The organism is Actinoplanes sp. KI2, from assembly GCF_025630775.1.
Classification (GTDB): Bacteria; Actinomycetota; Actinomycetes; order Mycobacteriales; family Micromonosporaceae; genus Actinoplanes.
Window position 1 is genome coordinate 104,439 of record NZ_JAOSZE010000018.1, and the last position, 21,180, is coordinate 125,618.

Sequence of the window (21,180 nt, forward strand, 5' to 3'; positions counted from 1 at the left end):
TTGCTGACGCGGAAATAGTTGTCGTGGCTCTTGCGAACGACGGAATCAGTGGAATGATCGGGGTCTGAAGCCCGAAGGAGTGGAGCTATGCCATCGTCCGCCGAACTGCATCGGCGCCGGAGCGAGGCCGTCGCCCGCGGGGTCAGCAGCATGATCCCGTCCTACGTCAGCAGCGCGGGCGGCGGCACCATGACCGATGTGGACGGGCGCGAGTGGATCGACTTCGCGGCCGGCATCGCGGTGACCAACGTCGGCAACGCCGCCCCCAGGGTCGTCGCCGCGGTCCGCGACCAGGTCGAGCGTTTCGCACACACCTGCTTCATGATCGCGCCGTACGAGCAGTACGTCGCGGTCTGCGAGGAGCTGGCCGCGCTCACCCCGGGCGATTTCGCGAAGCGCTCGGCGCTGTTCAACTCGGGCGCCGAGGCGGTGGAGAACGCCGTGAAGATCGCCCGGCACGCCACCGGCCGCCAGGCGATCGTGGTGTTCGACCACGCCTACCACGGCCGGACGAACCTGACGCTGGCGCTCACCGCCAAGGTCATGCCCTACAAACAGGGCTTCGGGCCGTTCGCCGGGGAGATCTACCGGGTCCCGATGTCGTACCCGCTGCGGGACGGGCGCAGCGGCGCGGACGCCGCGGCGTACGCCATCGGCCAGATCGAGAAGCACGTGGGCGCGGCGAACGTCGCGGCCGTGCTGATCGAGCCCGTTCAGGGCGAGGGCGGTTTCGTGGTGCCGGCGCCCGGCTTCCTGCCGGCCCTCGCAGCCTGGACCAGGCAGGCCGGCGCGGTGTTCATCGCCGACGAGATCCAGACCGGGTTCTGCCGCACCGGCGCCTGGTTCGCCAGCGAGCACGAGGGCATCGAGCCCGACCTGATCACCACGGCCAAGGGCATCGCCGGCGGCCTGCCGCTCGCCGCGGTCACCGGCCGCGCGGAGATCATGGACGCGGTGCACCCGGGCGGCCTGGGCGGCACGTACGGCGGCAACCCGATCGCCTGCGCCGCCGCGCTGGCGAGCATCGAGACCATGCGCGAGCTCGACCTGGCCGCCGCGGCCCGGCACATCGAGGCGGTGGCCCGGCCCCGGCTCGAGGCCCTGGCCGCCAAGCACCCGCAGATCGGCGAGGTCCGTGGCCGCGGGGCGATGCTCGCCCTGGAACTGATCGTGCCGGGGGAGTCCGGACCGAACGGGCCGGCCCCCGACCCGCAAGGCACCGCCGCGGTCGCCAAGGCCGCCCACGAGTCGGGTCTGCTGCTTCTCACCTGCGGCACCTACGGCAACGTGATCCGGCTGCTGCCGCCGCTGGTGATCACCGACGACGAGCTCGACCGTGGACTCACCCTGCTGGAACAGGCCTTTGACAACCTTGGAGCCTCCCTTGTCTGATCTTCAGTCACCCGACTTCGAGAAGCTGTCGGGCGCCGCGCGAGACCATCTGTGGCTGCACTTCACCCGCCTCTCGTCGTACCAGCACACCGATATCCCGCTGATCGTCCGCGGCGACGGTTGCTACGTGTGGGACTCCGCCGGCCGGCGCTACCTCGACGGCCTGTCCGCGCTGTTCGTGGTGCAGACCGGGCACGGGCGGCAGGAGCTCGCCGAGGCGGCCGCCAAGCAGGCCGGCGAGCTCGCCTACTTCCCGATCTGGTCGTACGCGCACCCGAAGGCCGTCGAGCTGGCCGACCGGCTCGCCGACCTGACCCCCGGCGACCTCAACCGGGTCTTCTTCACCACCGGCGGGTCCGAGGCGGTCGAGTCGGCGTGGAAGCTCGCCCGCTCGTACTTCAAGCGGGTCGGCAAGCCGCTCAAGACCAAGGTGTTGTCCCGGCAGATCGCCTACCACGGCACCTCGATGGGCGCCCTGTCGATCACCGGCATCCCGGCGCTCAAGCAGGACTTCGAGCCGCTGGTCCCGGCCACCTTCCGGGTGCCGAACACCAACTACTACCGCCGCCCCGACCAGTCGATGAGCCTCGAGGAGTTCGGCGTCTGGGCCGCCGACCGGATCGCCGAGGCGATCGAGTTCGAGGGGCCGGACACGGTCGCCGCGGTCTTCCTCGAGCCGGTGCAGAACGCCGGCGGCTGCTTCCCGCCGCCGCCCGGGTACTTCCAGCGGGTCCGCGAGATCTGCGACCGGTACGACGTGCTGATGGTCTCGGACGACGTGATCTCCGGCTTCGGCCGGCTCGGCGAGTGGTTCGGCGGCCTGCGGTACAACTACACGCCCGACATCATCACCGTGGCCAAGGGCCTGACCTCCGGCTACGTGCCGCTGGGCGCGATGATCGCGTCGGACCGGCTGGCCGAGCCGTTCCTGCACGGCACCAACTGGTTCGCGCACGGCATCACCTACGGCGGCCACCCGGTCGGCTCGGCGGTGGCGCTCGCCAACATGGACATCATGGAGCGGGAGGACCTCAACGGCCACGTCCGGCAGAACAGCGACCTGTTCCGCTCGTACCTCGAACGCCTCTACGACCTGCCGATCGTCGGCGACGTCCGCGGCGACGGCTACTTCTTCGGCATCGAGCTGGTGAAGGACAAGGCCACCAAGGAGACGTTCAACGAGGCGGAGTCCGAGCGGCTGCTGCGCGGCTTCCTGTCGCACGCGCTGTTCGAGGCCGGGCTCTACTGCCGCGCCGACGACCGCGGCGACCCGGTGATCCAGCTGGCGCCGCCGCTGATCGCGGGCGAGGAGCAGTTCGCCGAGATGGAGCAGATCCTGCGCTCGGTCCTCACCGAGGCATGGAACCAGCTGTAGTTTTCTGCGCGAAACGGCGCCGGGCGAGCATCGCCCGGCGCCGTTATGTCGTTTGGTGCCTACGCTCTGAAACGGGACGGTTACTCAACCGCATCGATCAGGGTGAGTATCAACTTCATGCGACCTTTGAAAAAACTCCTCCGACCGTACGCGGCGGGCGCGTTGGCCGTCGCATTGCTCCCACTGACCGCCTTCTCCGGCGCCCCGGCCGTCACCAAGGCCCCCTATCTGGATTCCCATCTGCCGATCGCGAAGCGCGTCGACGACCTCATCCGCCGGATGACCCTGGACGACAAGATCGGCCAGATGACGCAGGCCGAGCGCGGCGCGGTGACCGGCGATCCCAGCCAGATCACATCGCTGCGGCTGGGCTCCGTGCTGTCCGGCGGCGGTTCGGTACCCACCCCGAACGAGCCCTCGGCGTGGGTCGACATGGTCAACACCTTCCAGTCGTACGCGTTGAGCACGCCCCTGCACATCCCGATGATCTACGGCATCGACGCGGTGCACGGGCACGGCAACGTCTACGGGGCCACGGTCTTCCCGCACAACGTCGGGATGGGCGCGACCCGTGACCCCGCGCTGGTCGAGGCGGCCTACCGGGCCACCGCGTCCGAGGTGCGGGCCACCGGCATCCCGTGGGACTTCGCGCCCTGCGTCTGCGTCTCCCGGGACGAGCGCTGGGGCCGGGCGTACGAGAGCTTCTCGGAAGACCCGCAGCTCGTGGTCCGGATGGAGACCGCGATCGACGGGCTGCGCAAGGGCGGCGTGCTCGCCACCGCCAAGCACTACGCCGGCGACGGCGATACCACCTACGGCACCAGCGTCGGCGACTACAAGATCGACCAGGGCATCACGATCACCAACCGGGCCGACTTCGCGCGGATCGACCTCGCGCCGTATGTGGCCGCGATCCGCTCGCACGACCTGCAGAGCGTCATGCCGTCGTTCTCCAGCGTGGACTGGACCGAGGACGGCGTCGGGAACCCGATCAAGATGCATGCCAACCAGGAGCTGATCTCCGGCGTACTCAAGAAGAAGCTGGGATTCGAAGGGTTCGTGATCAGTGACTGGGAGGGCATCCACCAGATCCCGGACCCGTCCGGCGACCCGGCGCCCAGTCCGCTGCAGGTGCGGACCGGCGTGAACGCGGGCATCGACATGTTCATGGAGCCGAACACCTCGCCGCGGTTCGAGCAGGTGCTCAAGGCCGAGGTCACGGCCGGCCGGGTGAGCACGGCCCGGATCGACGACGCCGTGCGCCGGATCCTCACCACCAAGTTCCAGCTCGGGCTCTTCGAGCATCCGTACGCTTCCGACGCGCACGTCGCCGATGTGGGCAGCGCCGCGCACCGGGCCGTGGCCCGGCAGGCCGTCGCCGAGTCGCAGGTGCTGCTCAAGAACGCGGGCAACGTGCTGCCGCTGCGCCGGGACGCGTCGATCTACGTGGCCGGGCGCAACGCCGACAACATCGGCAACCAGGCCGGCGGCTGGACGATCGACTGGCAGGGCCGCTCCGGCGACGCGATCCCCGGCACCACGATCCTGCAGGGCATCCGGCAAGTCGCGCCGCACGTCACGTACAGCGCCGACGGCACCGCGCCGGCGAACGGCGCGAGCGTGGCGGTGGTCGTCGTGGGCGAGACGCCGTACGCGGAGGGCTTCGGCGACGTCGGCGGCCCGATCTGCACGTGGTGCACGCCCGCCCAGAACGAGCCCAAGTCGCTGACCCTGCAACCGTCCGACCGGGCCGTGGTGTCCCGGGTGTGCGCGGCCGTGCCCAAGTGCGTGGTGCTGCTGGTCTCCGGCCGGCCCCAGGTGGTCACCGACCAGCTGTCGTCGATCGACGCGCTGGTGGCGTCCTGGCTGCCCGGCAGCGAGGGGGCGGGCGTGGCGGACGTGCTGTTCGGCAAGAGACCGTTCACCGGGCGGCTGCCGGTGTCGTGGCCGGCGTCCGTCGACCAGGTGCCGATCAACGTGGGGGACCGGAACTATCACCCGCTCTACCCGTTCGGGTGGGGGCTGAGCACCGGCGGATGCTCCTACCGGCTGGGCAGCGGCGCGGCCGGGCTGCGTCTGGCCGCCGCCGCCCTTCGCGGCGGCAGCGAAGCCGGCCGTGGCGCGGTCCTCGCCGCGGTGCGGGACGCTGCCCAGGCCCGGGTGTTTGCCGGGCACGGCGGGCCGGACTGGCAGGCCAGGCTCGCCGCCGCCGACCAGGCGCAGACCGCGGGCGACCTCCAGCGGGCGTTCACCCTGTACGCGTCCGTCGTCACCGCCTGACCGGGTCGTCGCCGCCGCTGCGGTAGGGCGCAGCGGCGGCGCCGGCCCCTAGGGGAGCGACCTCCTCCGCGGGTAGGAGGCGAGGTCCGACCTGAGGCCGCGGCTGCGGCTCGAGGACGGACGAAACCGCCGGTTCGGATGCGCAGTCTGCATCCATGACTATCGCGATCGCACAGAATCGGGTTCGGTGGCACCGGCCGCTGGTCGGGCTGACGGCCGTGATGGCGGGGCTCGCCCTCGTCACGGCCGTCGGAATAGTGGTGGATCCGCGCGTCGTCACGGGGGCGCCGGTCTGGCTCAAGCCGTTCAAGTTCGCGGTCTCCTTCAGCGTCTACGCGCTCACGCTCGCGTGGATGCTGTCGGTCCTGCCGCGCCGGAGTCGCCTCGTGGAGTGGGCGGCGGCGGCCGTCATCGGGGTGAGCGTGATCGAGCAGGCGATCATCATGGTCCAGGCGGGGCGGGGAACGACCAGCCACTACAACGAGACGTCCGGCTTCAACGCGGCGCTCTGGCGGGCGATGGGCGCGTCCATCCTGGTGCTGTTCGTCGCGCATCTGCTGCTCGGGGTGGTGGCGCTGGTGCAGCGGATTCCGGACCGCGGCAACGCGTACGGGATCAGGTTGGGTCTTGGTCTTTCGCTGGTGGGCATGCTCGCGGCGGTGCCGATGGTGACGCCGATGCAGCACCCGGGGATCGAGGGGATCACCGGCGCGCACAGCGTGGGGGTGCCGGACGGCGGGCCGGGGCTGCCGGTCACCGGGTGGAGCACGACGGGCGGCGACCTGCGGATCGGGCACTTCGTGGGGCTGCACGCCCTGCAGGCGCTTCCGTTGCTGGCACTGTTCCTGGCGAGGCGGGGCGTCGGCGAGCGGACGCGGGTTCGGCTCCTGCTGGTCGCCGGCGGAGCTTACGGCGTACTCGTCCTGCTGCTGACCTGGCAGGCACTCCGCGGGCAACCGCTGCTCCAGCCGGACGGTGCGACCCTGATCGCGTGGGGTGCGCTCGCGGCGACGACCGCGGCCGCCACCGCGGCGGTCCTGAGGACGAAGGCATGACCGGCGCGCTCTTCGGCGTGACGTTCCTGGTGGCCGCGCCGTTCTGGGCGCTGATGATCCTGTTCCCCAGGTGGCGGTGGACGGAGCGGATCGCCGGCAGCCCGCTGATCGTGCTGCCGGTGCTGGTCATCTACGCCATCCTGGTGATCCCGGCGCTGCCGGAGCTGCTCCCGGTGGTGATCCGGCCGACGCTGGGCGGTCTGCGGGCGGCCCTGGGTACGACGAACGGCGCGGCGGCGGCGTGGGCGCACCTGATCGCCTTCGATCTCTTCGTCGGGCGATGGATCTGGCTGGACGCCGGCGAGCGGAAGATGCGGCCGGTCGTCGTCGCGCCGATGCTGGTGCTGACGACTCTGTTCGGGCCGCTCGGACTCGGGGTCCATCTGATCGCCCGCGAGCGCCTAGGCTGACCGCCATGGGCTGGGTGGTGCGCCTCTTCGACCGGCGGGACACCTGGTTGCGCATGGTGCTGCTCGACCTGAGCGGCGTCAGCTACCTGGTCTTCGGGCTGGACAACGGCCGGCAGCCCACGGCCGCCCAGTTGTGGCTGGCCGTGGTCGCGTTCGTCGCCGCGGTGGCGCTCTGCCGCTGGCCGGTGATCTGCTTCCTGGCGCAGGCCGCCCTGCTCGGGGTCGCGATGTGGGTGCTGCACGACACGACGATCAATCAGGTCGGCTCGAGCTGGGCGCTCGCCGAGGTGGCGGTCTGGGCGCGCCGCCCGCGCACGATCTGGCTGTGCGCGGGCCTGCTGTTTGCGCTCTACTGCGTGCTGTCCATCCCGGACTCGCCGGGCTCGCTGCGCAGCGAGCTGTTCGGGGTGATCGTGCTGCCGGTCGGGCTGCCGCTACTGCTCGGACTGGTCATCCGCACCACCCGCGAGCTGGGCGTGCAGGCCGAGCTGCGGGCCGCTTCGGAGAGCCGGGCGGCGCGGGCCGACGAGCGCGGCGCGATCGCCCGGGAGCTGCACGACGTGGTGGCCCACCACGTGGCGTCGATGGTGCTGCGGGTCGGCGTGGCCCGGCACGTGATCCCGGAGCTCGACCCGAGGGTGTCCGAAGTGCTCGACGACGTGCACGGCACCGGCACGACCGCGCTCGCCGACCTGCGCCGGCTCGTCGAGGTGCTGCGCGACCCGGGCGGGGTGCGGGGCGAGGCGGCGATCACCGCGATCGAGCCGGGCTCGCTGCCGGCCGCGCTGGGTGCGGCTGTCGAGGTGGCCCGCCGGACCGGGCTCACCGTGGACGCCGACATCGACGAGGCGGTGGGTGAGATCGATGCGGTCCGCGGCCTGGCCGTGCTCCGGCTGACCCAGGAGGCGCTGACCAACGTGGCCAAGCACGCCGGGCCCACCGCGCGGGCGTACCTGCGGATCTCGGTCGACGACGGCGCCGTGAGCTGGGAGGTGGCCGACGACGGCCGCGCCGCCACGGAGCTGCCGTCGGTGGGACCGGACGCCGGTGGCAGCCGCACCGGGCACGGCCTGATCGGGATGCGGGAGCGGGTCGAGGTGCTCGGCGGCCGGTTGACCGCCGGCCCGGCCGGGACCGGGTGGCTGGTGCGGACGGTACTGCCGCGGGCGGCCGCATGATCCGGGTCCTGCTCGTCGACGACCAGCCGCTGATCCGTGCGGGCCTGCGCATGCTCTGCGCCGCCGAGGACGACATCGAGGTGGTGGGGGAGGCCGCCGACGGCCGGGAAGCGGTGCGCCTGGCCGAGCGCGTCGCCCCGGACGTGGTGGTGATGGACCTGCGGATGCCGGGGGTCGACGGGATCAGCGCGACCGGCCGCATCCTCGCGAGCCGGCCGACGGCCCGGATCCTGGTGCTCACCACGTTCGGCGACGACGACCACCTCTATCCGGCGTTGACGGCCGGGGCGTGCGGCTTCCTGCTCAAGGACGCGCCGCCGGCCGAGCTGCTGGACGGCATCCGGCGGGCCGCGGCGGGGGACAGCGCCTTCAGCCGGGACGTGCTGCGCCGGCTGGTCGAGCGGGCGGTGACCAGCCGCACCGATCCGGTCCGGCCGCGGGAGGGCCTGACCGGCCGCGAGCAGGCGGTGCTCGACCTGGTCGGCGAGGGCCTCTCCAACGCGGAGATCGCCGAGCGGCTCCACATCGGCATCACCACCGTGAAGACCCACATCACGGCGCTGATGACCAAGACCAACTGCCCCAATCGCGTACGCCTGGCGCTGTACGCCCATCAGCCGGGGTGACCGCGCCGGCCGTTCTCCCCGGTCCCGGTTTCCCGTCACAATGATCGTGTGACGGTTGATCCCCACCTGTCGGCGCGCCTGGACCGGGTAGCGGTGAAACTCGCGGTTGCCGCCAGGCGGCCGGGCGAGCCGGTCATGTTCGGGGCCTCAGCGCACCGTTTCGAGCTGGGCCCGCCGTTGACCGACGACGAGGTGACCGCATTCGAGCGTGAGCACGGCGTCTCGCTGCCGGAGGACTACCGGGCGTTCATCACCACGATCGGGAACGGCGGCCCGGGCCGTTGGGGAGGCGCCGGTCCGTACTACGGCCTGCACTCCCTTCAGGACTGGGCCACCAGCCTGTGGGGTATGCCCGGGCAGAGCACGCTGGCGACGCCTTTCCCGGCCGAGCCGGGACGCGTCTTCTCGGATTGGCCGTCCGAGGTGGCGCCGGACGAGGACGACGAGCCATATTGCGGAACCCTCGCGCTCAGCGATCAGGGTTGTGGCTACCTGTCCATCCTGGTCGTCAGCGGGCCGGCCCGTGGCCGCGTCGCCGGCACCGGCGACACCCCGGCCGGGCCGGTCTTCACCAGGGACGCGGGCTTCCTGAGCTGGTATGAGCGCTGGCTCGATGCCGTTTTGGCCGGTGCAACTCACTTCCGGTGATCGATGCCCTGATGGTGAACTTCTGGTCCACGCTGTCCGAACCTGGTCACTAGCATGCTCGCATGCTCGATTTCAGTGATGGCGTGGCCGGGGCCGGGAGTCTTGCGGTGAGTTGGCACGCGGGCTGGCCGTCGGCCAAGCACGATCCCGCACCCGAAATCCAGGTGCACGCCTACGACCCGCACACCATGATTCTGCGGCAGAACAAGTCGGTCAGCCACGAGGCCCCGTTCATGTTCCTGCTGTTCGGCAACGCGCGGGCGCTGCTGCTGGATACCGGCGCCACGGCCGACCCGGCATACTTCCCGCTGCGCCGGACGGTCGACGAGCTGATCGCCGCCTGGCTGGCCGACCATCCCCGCGACGGCTACGGCCTGACCGTCGCCCATACCCACGGCCACGACGACCATGTCGCGGGCGACGGGCAGTTCGCCGATCGACCGGACACCGTGGTGGTCGGCAGGTCGGTGGACGACGTGATCGAGTTCTTTGGCCTGGACTCGTGGCCCGCCGGTGCGGCGACCGTCGATCTCGGCGGACGGGTCCTGGACGTACTGCCCGGGCCCGGGCACCACAGATCGGCCACCGTGTTCTACGACCGGTACACCCGGTTGCTGTTGACCGGAGACTCGGTGTACCCCGGGCGGCTCTACGTCGAAGACTGGCCTGCGTTCACCGCCACCATCGACCGGTTGCTGAACTTCTGCGCGACCCGGCCGGTCAGCCATGTCCTCGGTTGCCACATCGAAATGACCACGACACCGGGCAAGGACTACCTCATCGGGTCGACCTACCAGCCGGAAGAACCACCGCTGCAGCTGACCGTCGGCCACCTGCGTGCGCTGCGGGACATGCTCACCAAGGCCGGTGACAATGCCGGCGCTCCACCCTTCGGAGAAATCGAAACCTACCCGCACGACGACTTCATCCTCTGGCGCCTCTGAGGGATCCTCGTGAGTGCGGTCGGGTGAGCAGCACACCGCCCGCCACGCCGGCGGCGATGGGACTGACGGCCACGAGCAGCAACTGCACGCTGACCGGTAGGTGGGCGGTGAAACCCATGAGGCCGGCGCCGAGCGCGGAGCAGGCCACCTTCATCCCGGCGCCGATGGTGAAGATCTGGGTCCGCACTGCCTCGGCCGACAGCTGATTGCGGGCCAGGAACAGCGCCGCCGTGAACGGTCCGTTGGCTGCTCCCGCCAAGGCGAACAGCACGGCGGTCACGGGCAGCGATCGCACCGCCGTGGCCAGTAGGAGCGGCAGCCCGAAGGCGGACATCGCCCACCCGGTCACGCTGGGCGCGCGGGACGCGGGCAGGGGTCGCCAGGTCCAGACCAGGGAACCGGCGAACGCGCCGGCCGCGACCGCGCTGAGCAGCAGTCCGGCCCGTGCCGGTCGGTGCGCCGCGACGGCCAAGGCGGTGGCCACGATCGCCAGACCGCCCGGGCCCAACTGGCCGAAAGCGGTGGTGAGCGTCAGCACCCGCAGGTCGCGCTCTTTGACGATCGCGTGGGCGCCGTCCCATAGTCCCACCGATCCAGCGCGCCTTTCGGCGGCCCCGGCAGCAGGAAAGCCAAGGGTCGCGGTGGTGACCGCGCCGAGCCCGGCCGCAGCCGCGAGCACGCCGGTGGCGACGCCTGGGCCGGCAGCAGCCGCGACCATCCCGGCCAGCGCCGGTCCGGCCATGCCGGCCACGCTGTAGAGCAGCGAGTCCAGTCCGTAGGCACGAGTTTCCCGGCCAGGCTCGGTCAGCTCGGACAACCGGCTGGTGAGCCCGCCGGTCACTGCCGGTCCGCAGCATCCGGCCACCGCGAGGGCGAGGTAGCTCGGCCACAGCGACGTGTGACCCAACAGGGCGACCGGGATGGCGAGGCCGGCGGCAAAGCCGGCGATCGCGCCGGCGAGCACCATGGCCGGTCGGCGGGCACGGTCGACCAGGGCGCCGATCAAGGGCGCCGCCGCGACGTGCGGGATGAGCAGGGTCGCGACCATCGTGCCGCCGATGGCGGCGCTTCCCGTCCGATCCAGTGCCAGGACGATCAGCGCGACCCGGGCGCCTTCGTCGGCCGTCCGCGCCAGCGCGGCAGCGACCAGATAGCGAGCCAATCCGGTTCCGGGTCCGAGCCTCGTCACCTGTTCAACTGGTGATGCCATCGGTCGACTTTTGCAGGACGGTGCGTCACCGGTCAAGATGGTGACGTGGAGTTCGAGTTCATCGCCGACCGGCCGGTGCTGGATTTTCTGCCCACGCTCGGCGAGCGCGGGCATACCGACGACGAGAAACTGAACGCCCCCAGCGACCTGGCGGACTGGGCCGTGCAGTCCGGAATCGTCGACCGCCCCCCGAGGGTGGACGAAGCCGGCCTGCAGCGGGCCAAGGACCTCCGGGAGGCAATGTTCCGGCTGATCCGAGCCCTGATCGATGGCACCGCCGTCGACCGTGCCGACCGCGAGATGGTCAACGCGGCCGGCGCCCAACCGCTGCCCGCACTGCGACTGGAGGCCGATGGAGTCCATCGCGCGGGCGACACCGACGCCATCCTGGCTCTCCTCGCCCGCGACTGCCTCGAACTGCACGACAGCGCCGACCGCGAGGCACTCCGCTGGTGCGACGACGAGCACTGCACCCGACCGTTCATCGATCGGTCCCGGGGCCAACGGCGCCGCTGGTGCGGGATGCGCGGCTGCGGCGACCGGGCCAAGGCCGCCGCATACCGTCAGCGCCAACGAGCCATCAGAGCGCCATCGGGTGCATCCGTGCGGTGGGGCTGATTCTGCGGTCGGCTGCGGTCGCCCATCAGGCCGGCCCAGAGGCGGTCGCGGAGGGCGTTCGCGCGCTGTTTCGGCAGGGCGGTGTGCAGGTCGCGCAGGACCACGCGGAGCAGCACGTTCGCCTCGTCGGCGCGGAGGGCGAGCCGGTCGCGGGAGGCGGGCGGCAGGGCGTCCGGCGGCGTGACGGACCGGATGGTGGCCTCCTCGACCAGGTGCGCGTCCTCGCCGAGGAGGGCGCGTACCCGGTCGCCGAGGTCTTCCGCGGTGACGTCGGCGGGGAGGGCCACCGACAGGTCGCGGTGGGCGGCCGGCTGAGCGGACACCGGGCGGTAGGGCGTCAGGTCGGTCATCTGGTCCGCCACGCGACGGTCGGCCGAGCGCAGCAGCCGGATGTCGTCGATGCCCTTGCGCAGCATCAGCAACCGGTCGAGGCCGAGGCCGAGCGCGAGCCCGCCGATCCCGGCCGGGACGCCGGCGGTGCGGAGCACGTGGTCGGCCGCGATGCCGCACTCGCCCACCTCGACCCACGTGCCGCCGGGGCCGGACGCCTCGATCTCGAGACCGCCGGTGGTGTACGGGTGTGCGGCCGGCCTGGTTCGCCACGGCACGCCGGGGAGTGCGGCGCCCAGGGCGATGCCCACGAGCTCCAGCAACTCGTCGGACGCGGACGGCGCGGGGCCGAGGCGCCACAGGTCGAGCTGGTGCGGGGTGCCGGTGTGCAGGCGGTCGATCGCGTCGCGGCGGTACACCACGCCGGGGCAGGCGATCAGCGCGTCGGGCACGGTCAGTGCTCGCAGGGCGCCCGGGATCAGGGCCGAGGTCTGCGAGCGGAGCATCCGATCCCGGGCGACATAGCGCGTATATCGGGAGTCGCGCGCCTTCGCCGACGGGCCGTAGCCGAGATGGTCGTAGTTGTCGGCGACCGAGACGACCCGGGATCCTCGGTGGACGACCAGGGACGCGCCCGGCCGGCGTCGCCCCGCCGCGTCCAGGATCGCGGACACCAGCAGTTGCAGGGCGTGCGGGCCGGACGCCGGGTCGGTGAGGTCACGGACGGCGAGGTCGGCGGCGAGGGCGGCGGGGCTGAGGTAGGTCACGGTCTTCTCGTGGTACACGAAAGTGGTTTTGGGGAACGACCACCCACGGGAACGGGACCGCAGAAACAACAACGGCCGCCCGATGGGCGGCCGTCGCGCACACGAAAATCAGTCGGCCACCGTCGGGGGCCGGCCGAAGCGCGTGCGGTACGTCATGAGACCAGGATGCCACGCCGGAATGCAAGGTCGCAGCCGGTTTACCGGCGGGCCGCCACGGATCAGTCCGCTGTCGACACCCGGGCGCGGGGTCGTTCGAGCGCGTCGCGCACGTTCGTGGCGCGCAGGGCGGCGTTGATGCCGAGCCAGCGGATCGGCTCCGGCTCCCAGCGCCGCGAGCGGTGGCCGACCCAGGGCAGGGCGGTCAGGTCGCTGTCGGCGCCGGCGATCAGGTCCGCGAGGGTACGCCCGGCCAGGTTGGCGGCCGCGACGCCGTCGCCCACGTAGCCGCCGGCCCAGGCGAGGCCGTCGGCGAGCCCGACGCTCGGCATCCAGTCGCGGGGGATGCCCAACGGGCCGCCCCACCGGTACGCGATCTCCGGCCGGATGCCGAACATCTCGGTCAGCGTCGCCCGCAGGCCGTCGAAGACGGCCGGCACCCGGTCGTAGGCCGGCTCGATCCGCGACCCGAAGTGGTACGGCGCGCCCCGCCCACCGAACGCGAGCCGGTCGTCGGCCGTGCGCTGACCATAGATGATCATGTGCCGTTCGTCGCTGAACGTCTCCCGGCGGCGCAGCCCGATCCGCTCCCACTGGGCGGCGGACAGCGGCTCGGTGGCGATCATCAGGGAGTAGACCGGGGCGAGGTTGCGCCGGTGACCGGCCAGCCGGGCGGTGTAACCCTCCAGCGCGCGGACGACCGTGCCGGCCCTGACCGTGCCGTGCGACGTCTCGACCCGGCCGCGGGCGATCCGGTGGACCCGGGTGCCCTCGTGGATCGTGACGCCCCGCTTCTCGACCGCCTCGGCCAGGCCCCGGACCAGCTTGGCCGGGTGCAGGGCGGCACAGTCCGGGCGGTAGACCCCGCCGAGGACGCCGTTCGCCCCGCAGATCGCGCCGGCCTCGTCGGCGCCGATGAACCCGGGCGCGGAAGAGGCCCGGCGCAGCTGCGCGGGGGTGCGCGCGAGCGTGATCGTCCCGCCCTTCGCGTAGTCGCAGTCGATGCCCTCGGCCGCGGCCGCCCGGCCGACCTCGTCGACGGCGCCGGCCAGCGCCGCATGCATCGCGGACGCGCGCTGCGCACCGTACCGGCGGGTCAGTTTCGCTGCGGAGACCGGGAACAGGCCGGAGGCCCAGCCGCCGTTGCGGCCGGACGCGCCGAACCCGCAGTACTCGGCCTCGAGCACCACGATCTTGAGTTCGGGGGCCGCCTGCGAGAGGTAATACGCCGTCCACAGGCCGGTGTAGCCACCCCCGGCGATCGCCACGTCGGCGTCGCGGTCGCCGGCCAGCGGCGCGCGCCGGGTGACCGGGCCGAGGGTGTGCAGCCAGTAGGACGGTGCGGTCACCGAGTTCCCCAGGCGTACGTCTGTTTCGCCAGTTTCAGGTACATGAACGTCTCGCACGAGGTGACGCCCTTGATCGGCCGGACCTTCTCGTTGAGCAGGTCGAGCAGGTGCGAGTCGTCGGTGCAGACCAGCTCGACCAGCAGGTCGAACCCGCCCGCGCAGATCACCACGTAGTCGACCTCGGGGATGGCGGCGAGCTCGTCGGCGATCGCGCGCAGGTCGCCGGTCACCTTGAGGCCGACCATCGCCTGCCGGGCGAAGCCGAGCGTGAGCGGGTCGGTGACCGCCACTATCTGCATGAGCCCGCCGTCGAGCAGGCGCTGCACCCGCTGGCGCACGGCGGCCTCGGACAGGCCGATCTCCTTGGCGAGCGTCGCGTACGACATCCGCCCGTCCCGCTGAAGGTGCTCGATGATCTGCTTGTTGATCTGATCCAGAGCCAGGTCCGCCGTCACGCCGCGATTCTTCCCCGGGTGCGGGTGGACGGCAATCACCGTGGGTGTCCGGTTCGGGTTGGTCACTGAATTGGCGGTCCTTCCCGGGCGGCGTTGACAACTGCGTTTATCGCAGAGTTGGTCGCCCTTGACAAGCTTTTCGGTCGCACGGAGGCTCTTGGGACACGGTTTCAGTGATCGTCGGGTCGTCTTGGCCGGAAGGTGGGTATCCCATGCGTGTCCTGGTGGTCGGGGCCGGCGGGGTCGGCTCCGCCGCGGCGGCGATCGCCGCGCGCCGGCCGTTCTTCTCCCGGTTCGTGGTGGCCGACTTCGACCCGGCCCGAGCCGAGCGGGCGGTCGCCGACGCGCTTTCCCCGGCCGAGCCGGCGGCCGCCGACCCGCGCTTCGTGGCCGCCCGGGTGGACGCGTCGAACAGCTCGGACATCGCGGAGCTGTGCCGGGCGCACGAGATCACCCACGTGCTGAACGCGGTCGACCCGCGCTTCGTGCTGCCGGTCTTCGAGGGCGCCCTTGCGGCCGGCGCAGACTACCTCGACATGGCGATGTCCCTGTCCCACCCGCACCCCACCGACCCGTACCGCCGGACCGGGGTCAAGCTCGGCGACGACCAGTTCGCCGCGGCCCCGCGCTGGGCGGACGCCGGCCGCCTGGCCCTGGTCGGCATGGGCGTCGAACCGGGCCTCTCCGACGTCTTCGCCCGCTACGCCGCCGATCACCTGTTCTCCCGGATCGACGAGATCGGCATCCGCGACGGCGGCAACCTGGTCGTCGACGGCTACGACTTCGCACCGTCCTTCTCGGTCTGGACCACGATCGAGGAGTGCCTCAACCCGCCGGTCATCTGGACCCGGGAGGACGGCTGGCACACGACGGTCCCGCTCAGCGAGCCGGAGCTCTTCGACTTCCCCGGCGGCATCGGCCCGGTCGAGTGCGTCCACGTCGAGCACGAGGAGGTGCTGCTCATTCCGCGCTGGGTCGACGCCGGCCGGGTCACCTTCAAGTACGGGCTGGGCAGCGAGTTCATCGAGATCCTGCGCACCCTGCACAAACTGGGCCTGGACCGCACCGACCCGGTCCGGGTGGGCGCCGCCTCGGTATCGCCGCGCGACGTGGTGGCGGCCGTGCTGCCCGACCCGGCGACGCTGGGCGACCGGATGACCGGCAAGACCTGCGCCGGCACGGTGGTCAGCGGCCTCGGCCGGGACGGCGAGCCGCGCAGTGTTTACCTGTACCACCTGGTCGACAACGAGTGGTCCATGTCGGAGTACGGCTGCCAGGCGGTGGTCTGGCAGACCGCGGTGAACCCGGTCGTCGCCCTGGAGCTGCTGGCCTCGGGGGTCTGGCAGGGCACCGGCGTGCTCGGACCGGAGGCCTTCGACGCCGTGCCCTTCCTCGACAAGCTCGTCGAGTACGGCACCCCGTGGGAGATGCGCGAGCAGGGCTGAGCAGTCAGTGCGGCGGCTCGATCTCCACCCGGTCGACCAGCGCCCTGAGCCGGGAGATCTCCTGGGCGAGGGCGGCGGTGCCGGCCGTGGTGAGCGTGATCCAGGTGCGGCCGCGCCTGCCCTCGTAGCCCTTCTCGACGTCGACGAGCCCGGCCGTCTCCAGCACGGTGAGGTGCTTGGAGAGGTTGCCCGCGGTCAGTTCGAGCTGGCCGCGCAGGTAGCCGAACTCGACCCGCCGGGCCTCGTGCGCGATCGTGAGGATCCCCAGCCGCACCCGCTGGTGCACGACGTCGTCCAGCCCGAGAACGGGATGAGTGTCCGGTGCGGCCGCCGGGTCCGCGTCCGGGTCGGTCGTCGCTGCCGCCGGGTCCGCGTCCGGGTCGGTCGTCGCTGCCGCCGGGTCCGCGTCCGGGTCGGTCGTCGCTGCCGCCGGGTCCGCGTCCGGGTCGGTCGTCGCTGCCGCCGGGTCCGCGTTCGGGGCGGTCATCGCGGCCGCCGGTGGGCCAGCGCGAAGCCGACGGCGCCGCCGAGCAGGACCGTGCCGGCGATGATCTGCGGCGGCAGGAAGGTCGTGTGGATGCCCCAGTTCCGGCCCCAGCCGAAGTCGATCGGCACCAGCACCACGGCGAGATAGCCGAGGGTGAACACCAGCAGCGGGACGTTGCGTTCCAGCCGGGCCAGGACCAGCAGCGCGACCCCGATCGTGCCGGCCGGCGCGACCAGGCGGTCCAGCAGGAGCGCCCAGGAGGGGAGCGGGTTGGCCGGGGTCCCGTGGTGGGCGAGATACAGGCGGATACCGACCCAGGCGGCGGTGAACAGGACGGTCAGCGCCGCGCCGGTGATCGCGTAGGGCAGCACCCGGGCGCCGAGCCCGCGCCGGCGGGCGATCCGCACGTAGCAGAGGGCGATCGCCGCGTACGAGAGCAGCAGCGCCGGCGGCCAGTAGTAAAGGAAGCCGCGGCGGTCGAAGGTGCAGGCGGCGCCGTCGCCGACCGGCGTGCAATGCGCGACTAGGAAGAAATAGTCGAACGGGATCGCGACGAACGTCGCCCCGGCCAGGATCGACAGGGCGATCCAGGTTGCCCGCTGGTCGCGGCGCACCTGGCGGGCGAGTGAGTGCACGTCGGAGAGCAGCCGGCGGGGCTCGCCGCCGGCGGGTACCGTTTCGGTGGTCATGCCGATAGGTTTCCATCGCCAACCATTTTCCGCAAGTGCGTCGGGGGTGAAGCCCAACCACCCGGGCCCACCCGGATGCCAGCGGCACCGGGGGTGACCAGGCAGCCAGGTCGCCGGCACACCGGGGACCTGTGCTCGCGCGTACGTCTGCGTGGGTTCAGAAGGTGTTGGCTGCGTCGAGAAGGGCGGTCCGCTGCGCGGGGGTCAGATCGGCGTCGGCGAGCAGCGTGGCCAGATGGCGCAGGCGGCCGCGGGCCTCGGCGCGCAGCACGATCTCGGTCTCGGCGGCCGCGGCCAGATCCTCGACCAGCAACAACGCGCGTGGCTCCCAGTCGCGGGGCTGGTCGTGCGCGACGCAGAAGGCGCCCAGCGGATAGCCGTCGGCGCTGCGGATCGGAAAGCCGGCGTACGCGATGACGCCGTCGGCGATCGCCGGGTGGCCGGCCACGCGATCGTCGGTGCGGGCGTCGCTGACCAGCAGCGCGGCGTCGGTGTCGACGACGATGCGGCAGAACGAATGGGTGAGCGGCGGGCCCGCCTGGCCGGCCACCACGCGGCGATCGGCGGTCACCAGACTGACCTGGGCGCGCGCGGCCCGGACGTGGTGGGCGGCGGCGCGGGCGAGGCGGTCCAGCGAGTCGCTCGGCGCGCCGTCGAGCAGGCCGCAGTCGAGCAGCCGCCGCAGCCGCGCGGTGTCGGTCAGAACCGTGTGCGAGCCCACTTTCCCTCCGTTCGTCAGCGCCGCGGCACGGCTGAGCCGGATGACGGAAAGAGTGGTCGGATGGTCTTGCCAGGTACGGAATCGGTGGCAGGATGGGCCGGAAAGTGTCCGATCCTGCGTCTGGAGATCGAGTGACCGCCAAGACCGTGCTGCACAACTTCATCGGCGGCGCCGCGTCCGCGCCGGCCGAGGGCCGCTACGAGGACCTGATCGACCCGGCCACCGGCGAGGTGTTCGCCTCGGCGCCGGTCTCCGGCCAGCCGGATGTGGACCGGGCGATGGAGGCGGCGTCGTCCGCGTTCGAGACCTGGCGCGGCACCACGCCGAGCGAGCGGCAGCAGGCGCTGCTCAAGTTCGCCGACGCGATCGAGGCGCGGGCCGACGAGCTGGTCGCCGCCGAGTCGCGCAACACCGGCAAGCCGCTCGGCCTGACCCGCAGCGAGGAGCTGCCGCCGGCCATCGACCAGATCCGCTTCTTCGCCGGCGCCGCCCGGCTGCTCGAGGGCCGGTCGGCCGGGCAGTACCTGAACGGCTTCGAGTCCTACGTCCGGCGCGAGCCGATCGGCGTCTGCGCGCAGGTCACGCCGTGGAACTACCCGCTGCTGATGGCCGTCTGGAAGATCGCGCCGGCGATCGCGGCCGGTAACACGGTCGTGCTCAAGCCGTCGGACACCACCCCGGTGACCACCGTGATGCTTGCCGAGATCGCGGCCGAGTTCCTCCCGCCGGGCGTGCTCAACGTGGTCGTCGGCGACCGCGACACCGGCCGCCGGCTGGTCAGCCACCGTACCCCGCAGATGGTCTCGATCACCGGCTCGGTGCGGGCCGGCATGGAGGTGGCGACGGCCGCGTCCGCCGACCTCAAGCGCACCCACCTCGAGCTGGGCGGCAAGGCGCCGGTGGTCATCTTCGACGACGCGGACGTGGCGGCGGCCGCCGAGGCCATCGCCGTCGGCGGCTATTTCAACGCCGGTCAGGACTGCACGGCCGCCACCCGGGTGCTGGCCGCGCCGGGCGTGTACGACGACTTCGTGGCGGCGCTCGCCGAGCAGGCGCGGGCCACCAAGACCGGCGCCGCGGACGACGAGGACGTGCTGTTCGGTCCGCTGAACAACGCCCGCCAATGGGAGCGGGTGGCCGGCTTCGTGGACCGGCTGCCCGAGCACGCCACGGTGAACGCGGGTGGCGTGCGGGTCGGCGAGCGAGGCTATTTCTACGCGCCGACGGTGGTCTCCGGCCTGCGGCAGACCGACGAGGCGGTGCAGGACGAGATCTTCGGACCGGTCATCACCGTGCAGCGGTTCTCCGACGAGGACGAGGCGGTCCGCTGGGCGAACGGGGTCGAGTACGGACTCGCGTCGAGTGTGTGGACGAAGGACCACGGGCGGGCGATGCGCATGACGCAGCGGCTCGACTTCGGCTGCGTCTGGGTCAATTGCCACATTCCGCTGGTGGCCGAGATGCCGCACGGCGGGTTCAAGCACTCCGGGCACGGCAAGGATCTGTCCGTGTACGGGCTCGAGGACTACACCCGCATCAAGCACGTGATGCACTCTCTGGGCTGAGCGGCGGATGAGGCGGCTGAGCCCGGGGGCCCGGACCGGCATGGTCCGGGCCGTCCCCGGGGCGTGCGTCAGTTCGGGTTCGTCGTCGTGGTGCCCTTCGCGGCCGCCACGTCGGCGCGCAGCTTGGCGAGGTCGGCCTTCAGGGTCTGGCGCGCCGGGGCGCACGCACGGATCTCCGCGATGGTGGTCGCCGCGTCGGCCTGCTTGCGCCAGGCGGCGGTGTCGGCGAGGGACTTGGTGATGTCGGCCTGCAGGGTTGCCTGGGCGGCGGCGAGCGCCGGCTTCTTGGCGATCCGGGTCTGGAGCGCCTGCAGCCTGGTCGTGATGTGGTCGGCGACCGTGTCGACCCTGGCCTTGATGCTGTCCACGGTGGGCTTCGGCGCCGACACCGGCGCCGGCGTGTCGGCAAGGGCCGGAGTGGCAAGGCCCGCGGTCATGGCGGCGGCGCCGGCGACGAGCCCGAGGATGTGACGGATCTTCATTCTTACTCCCGGTCAGATGGGTTCTAACGGGGGTAATTTAGACATTCCGCCACCTTTCTCCAAATATGGTCATCCGAAATGGGGAATCACGTCGGCGGCGAAGCGGTGCAGCGGCTCGTGGTCGTAGGCCAGCCGCGGGATGTAGAAGATGACGTAGTCGCAGCCCGCGGCCACGACCTGCGCCACCCGGGACCGGACGTCCTCGGTGGACCACGACGGGTTCACCTCGATCGTGGTGGACTTGGCGATGGCGGCATAGTCACGGCCGACCTGACGGCAGTGCTCGCGCAGCACGCCCAGCTTCTGCTCGATCAGGGCCACGTCGCCGTTGCCCACGTTGCAGCCGTCGGCATACTTCGCCACCAGCTTGAGCGTCACCTTCTCGCCGCCGCCGCCGATCCAGAAGCGCGGCTTGCGGCGGGGCTGGTTGATCGGGGCGTCGATGCGGTAGTGCTTCCCGGCGAAGACCGGCCGGTCCTCGGTCCACATCCGGTGGACGATCTCGACCGCCTCGCGGAAGGCGCCCATCCGCTGCGGAACCTCCGGCCACTCGTAGCCGTACGCGCGCCATTCGTGCTCGTACCAGCCGGCGCCGAGACCGGCGTAGAGGCGGCCGTGGCTGGCCACGTCGACGGTGGAGGCGATCTTGGCGTACAGGGCGGGCTGCCGGTAGCCGTTGCAGCCGACCATCTGGCCGATGTTGACCCGGTGGGTGTCGCGGGCGAGCGTCGCCGACGCGGTCCAGCACTCGAAGGTCGTGTTCAACGTCGGTTTCGGGACGGTGTGGAAATGGTCGTAGAGCCAGATCGAGTCCCACGGACCGGCGTCCGCGGCCCGGGCGACCGCGGTCATCGCCTCGTACTGCTCGACCGGGTCGTCGATCTCGTTGAGGTCCATTTTCCAGCCCTGCGGCACGAACACCCCGAAGCGCACACTCATGGTTCATAACTTAGGTCAGGTGATGATGTCGAGCGACAGTGATCGGCTCCGTCCTACCC

General features: G+C 71.6%; 21 protein-coding genes. 12 read left to right on the plus strand and 9 right to left on the minus strand.

Annotation, left to right across the window (positions count from 1 at the left end):
• The first annotated feature begins 87 nt into the window (after positions 1 to 87).
• The 9 genes from gabT (at position 88) to ODJ79_RS20405 (ending at position 9,908) form a co-directional block, all read left to right on the plus strand.
• Positions 88 to 1,392, plus strand: a complete 1,305-nt coding sequence (gabT, locus tag ODJ79_RS20365) for a 4-aminobutyrate--2-oxoglutarate transaminase (protein WP_263025087.1) — start codon at positions 88 to 90, stop codon at positions 1,390 to 1,392.
• Positions 1,385 to 2,767, plus strand: coding sequence for an aspartate aminotransferase family protein (locus ODJ79_RS20370; RefSeq protein ID WP_263025088.1), 1,383 nt, complete (start codon positions 1,385 to 1,387; stop codon positions 2,765 to 2,767). The genes gabT and ODJ79_RS20370 overlap by 8 nt, the downstream gene beginning before the upstream one ends.
• 117 nt (positions 2,768 to 2,884) lie before the next feature.
• On the plus strand, positions 2,885 to 5,047 hold the full coding sequence (locus tag ODJ79_RS20375; RefSeq protein WP_263025089.1) for a glycoside hydrolase family 3 N-terminal domain-containing protein: 2,163 nt from the start codon (positions 2,885 to 2,887) through the stop codon (positions 5,045 to 5,047).
• Between the two features lie 155 nt (positions 5,048 to 5,202).
• Positions 5,203 to 6,102 (plus strand): hypothetical protein, encoded by a 900-nt coding sequence (locus ODJ79_RS20380; RefSeq protein ID WP_263025090.1) that lies wholly within the window; start codon positions 5,203 to 5,205, stop codon positions 6,100 to 6,102.
• Entirely contained in the window at positions 6,099 to 6,512 is a 414-nt protein-coding gene (locus ODJ79_RS20385; RefSeq protein WP_263025091.1) for an ABA4-like family protein, read from the plus strand. Before ODJ79_RS20380 ends, ODJ79_RS20385 begins: the two co-directional genes overlap by 4 nt.
• A 5-nt stretch (positions 6,513 to 6,517) precedes the next feature.
• The gene (locus ODJ79_RS20390) at positions 6,518 to 7,690 is read left to right on the plus strand and encodes a sensor histidine kinase (RefSeq protein ID WP_263025092.1); all 1,173 of its coding nucleotides are present in this window, start codon (positions 6,518 to 6,520) and stop codon (positions 7,688 to 7,690) included.
• On the plus strand, positions 7,687 to 8,316 hold the full coding sequence (locus ODJ79_RS20395; protein ID WP_263025093.1) for a response regulator transcription factor: 630 nt from the start codon (positions 7,687 to 7,689) through the stop codon (positions 8,314 to 8,316). The genes ODJ79_RS20390 and ODJ79_RS20395 overlap by 4 nt, the downstream gene beginning before the upstream one ends.
• 48 nt (positions 8,317 to 8,364) lie before the next feature.
• Complete coding sequence (locus ODJ79_RS20400; protein ID WP_263025094.1) at positions 8,365 to 8,964, plus strand: SMI1/KNR4 family protein; 600 nt, start codon at positions 8,365 to 8,367, stop codon at positions 8,962 to 8,964.
• A gap of 62 nt (positions 8,965 to 9,026) precedes the next feature.
• Positions 9,027 to 9,908 carry an MBL fold metallo-hydrolase gene (locus ODJ79_RS20405; protein ID WP_263025095.1) on the plus strand — a complete coding sequence of 294 codons (882 nt, stop codon included), beginning with the start codon at positions 9,027 to 9,029 and terminating at the stop codon, positions 9,906 to 9,908.
• On the opposite strand, the gene ODJ79_RS20410 is transcribed toward ODJ79_RS20405, so the two are convergent.
• On the minus strand, positions 9,889 to 11,118 hold the full coding sequence (locus ODJ79_RS20410; protein ID WP_263025096.1) for an MFS transporter: 1,230 nt from the start codon (positions 11,116 to 11,118) through the stop codon (positions 9,889 to 9,891). The two genes, ODJ79_RS20405 and ODJ79_RS20410, sit on opposite strands and share 20 nt — an antisense overlap.
• Positions 11,119 to 11,163: 45 nt before the next feature.
• Between ODJ79_RS20410 and ODJ79_RS20415 the strand changes: the two genes are divergently transcribed.
• Positions 11,164 to 11,736 (plus strand): CGNR zinc finger domain-containing protein, encoded by a 573-nt coding sequence (locus ODJ79_RS20415; RefSeq protein WP_263025097.1) that lies wholly within the window; start codon positions 11,164 to 11,166, stop codon positions 11,734 to 11,736.
• Here the strand turns inward: ODJ79_RS20415 and ODJ79_RS20420 are convergent.
• From ODJ79_RS20420 to ODJ79_RS20430, 3 genes are all read right to left on the minus strand, one after another.
• Positions 11,682 to 12,851 carry a hypothetical protein gene (locus ODJ79_RS20420; RefSeq protein WP_263025098.1) on the minus strand — a complete coding sequence of 390 codons (1,170 nt, stop codon included), beginning with the start codon at positions 12,849 to 12,851 and terminating at the stop codon, positions 11,682 to 11,684. The genes ODJ79_RS20415 and ODJ79_RS20420 overlap by 55 nt on opposite strands.
• Before the next feature lie 200 nt (positions 12,852 to 13,051).
• On the minus strand, positions 13,052 to 14,338 hold the full coding sequence (locus ODJ79_RS20425) for an NAD(P)/FAD-dependent oxidoreductase (protein ID WP_263025099.1): 1,287 nt from the start codon (positions 14,336 to 14,338) through the stop codon (positions 13,052 to 13,054).
• A complete protein-coding gene (locus ODJ79_RS20430; RefSeq protein ID WP_263025165.1) occupies positions 14,335 to 14,775 on the minus strand; it encodes an Lrp/AsnC family transcriptional regulator in 441 nt (146 codons plus the stop codon). Before ODJ79_RS20430 ends, ODJ79_RS20425 begins: the two co-directional genes overlap by 4 nt.
• A 230-nt stretch (positions 14,776 to 15,005) precedes the next feature.
• Here ODJ79_RS20430 and ODJ79_RS20435 point away from each other — a divergent pair, with 230 nt between their 5' ends.
• Complete coding sequence (locus ODJ79_RS20435) at positions 15,006 to 16,238, plus strand: saccharopine dehydrogenase family protein (protein ID WP_263025100.1); 1,233 nt, start codon at positions 15,006 to 15,008, stop codon at positions 16,236 to 16,238.
• Between the two features lie 4 nt (positions 16,239 to 16,242).
• On the opposite strand, the gene ODJ79_RS20440 is transcribed toward ODJ79_RS20435, so the two are convergent.
• The 3 genes from ODJ79_RS20440 to ODJ79_RS20450 form a co-directional block, all read right to left on the minus strand.
• Positions 16,243 to 16,536: a transcriptional regulator gene (locus tag ODJ79_RS20440; protein ID WP_263025166.1), complete on the minus strand. Its 294-nt coding sequence runs from the start codon at positions 16,534 to 16,536 to the stop codon at positions 16,243 to 16,245.
• 185 nt (positions 16,537 to 16,721) lie between these two features.
• Positions 16,722 to 17,414 (minus strand): hypothetical protein, encoded by a 693-nt coding sequence (locus ODJ79_RS20445; protein ID WP_263025101.1) that lies wholly within the window; start codon positions 17,412 to 17,414, stop codon positions 16,722 to 16,724.
• Positions 17,415 to 17,571: 157 nt separating this feature from the next.
• Positions 17,572 to 18,135 carry a GAF domain-containing protein gene (locus ODJ79_RS20450; protein ID WP_263025102.1) on the minus strand — a complete coding sequence of 188 codons (564 nt, stop codon included), beginning with the start codon at positions 18,133 to 18,135 and terminating at the stop codon, positions 17,572 to 17,574.
• A 131-nt stretch (positions 18,136 to 18,266) separates the two neighbouring features.
• Here ODJ79_RS20450 and ODJ79_RS20455 point away from each other — a divergent pair, with 131 nt between their 5' ends.
• Positions 18,267 to 19,700 (plus strand): gamma-aminobutyraldehyde dehydrogenase, encoded by a 1,434-nt coding sequence (locus tag ODJ79_RS20455; RefSeq protein WP_263025103.1) that lies wholly within the window; start codon positions 18,267 to 18,269, stop codon positions 19,698 to 19,700.
• 68 nt (positions 19,701 to 19,768) lie between these two features.
• Here the strand turns inward: ODJ79_RS20455 and ODJ79_RS20460 are convergent, their stop codons facing one another.
• A complete protein-coding gene (locus ODJ79_RS20460) occupies positions 19,769 to 20,182 on the minus strand; it encodes a hypothetical protein (protein ID WP_263025104.1) in 414 nt (137 codons plus the stop codon).
• A 69-nt stretch (positions 20,183 to 20,251) separates the two neighbouring features.
• Positions 20,252 to 21,121: an LLM class F420-dependent oxidoreductase gene (locus ODJ79_RS20465; RefSeq protein ID WP_263025105.1), complete on the minus strand. Its 870-nt coding sequence runs from the start codon at positions 21,119 to 21,121 to the stop codon at positions 20,252 to 20,254.
• Positions 21,122 to 21,180 lie beyond the last annotated feature (59 nt).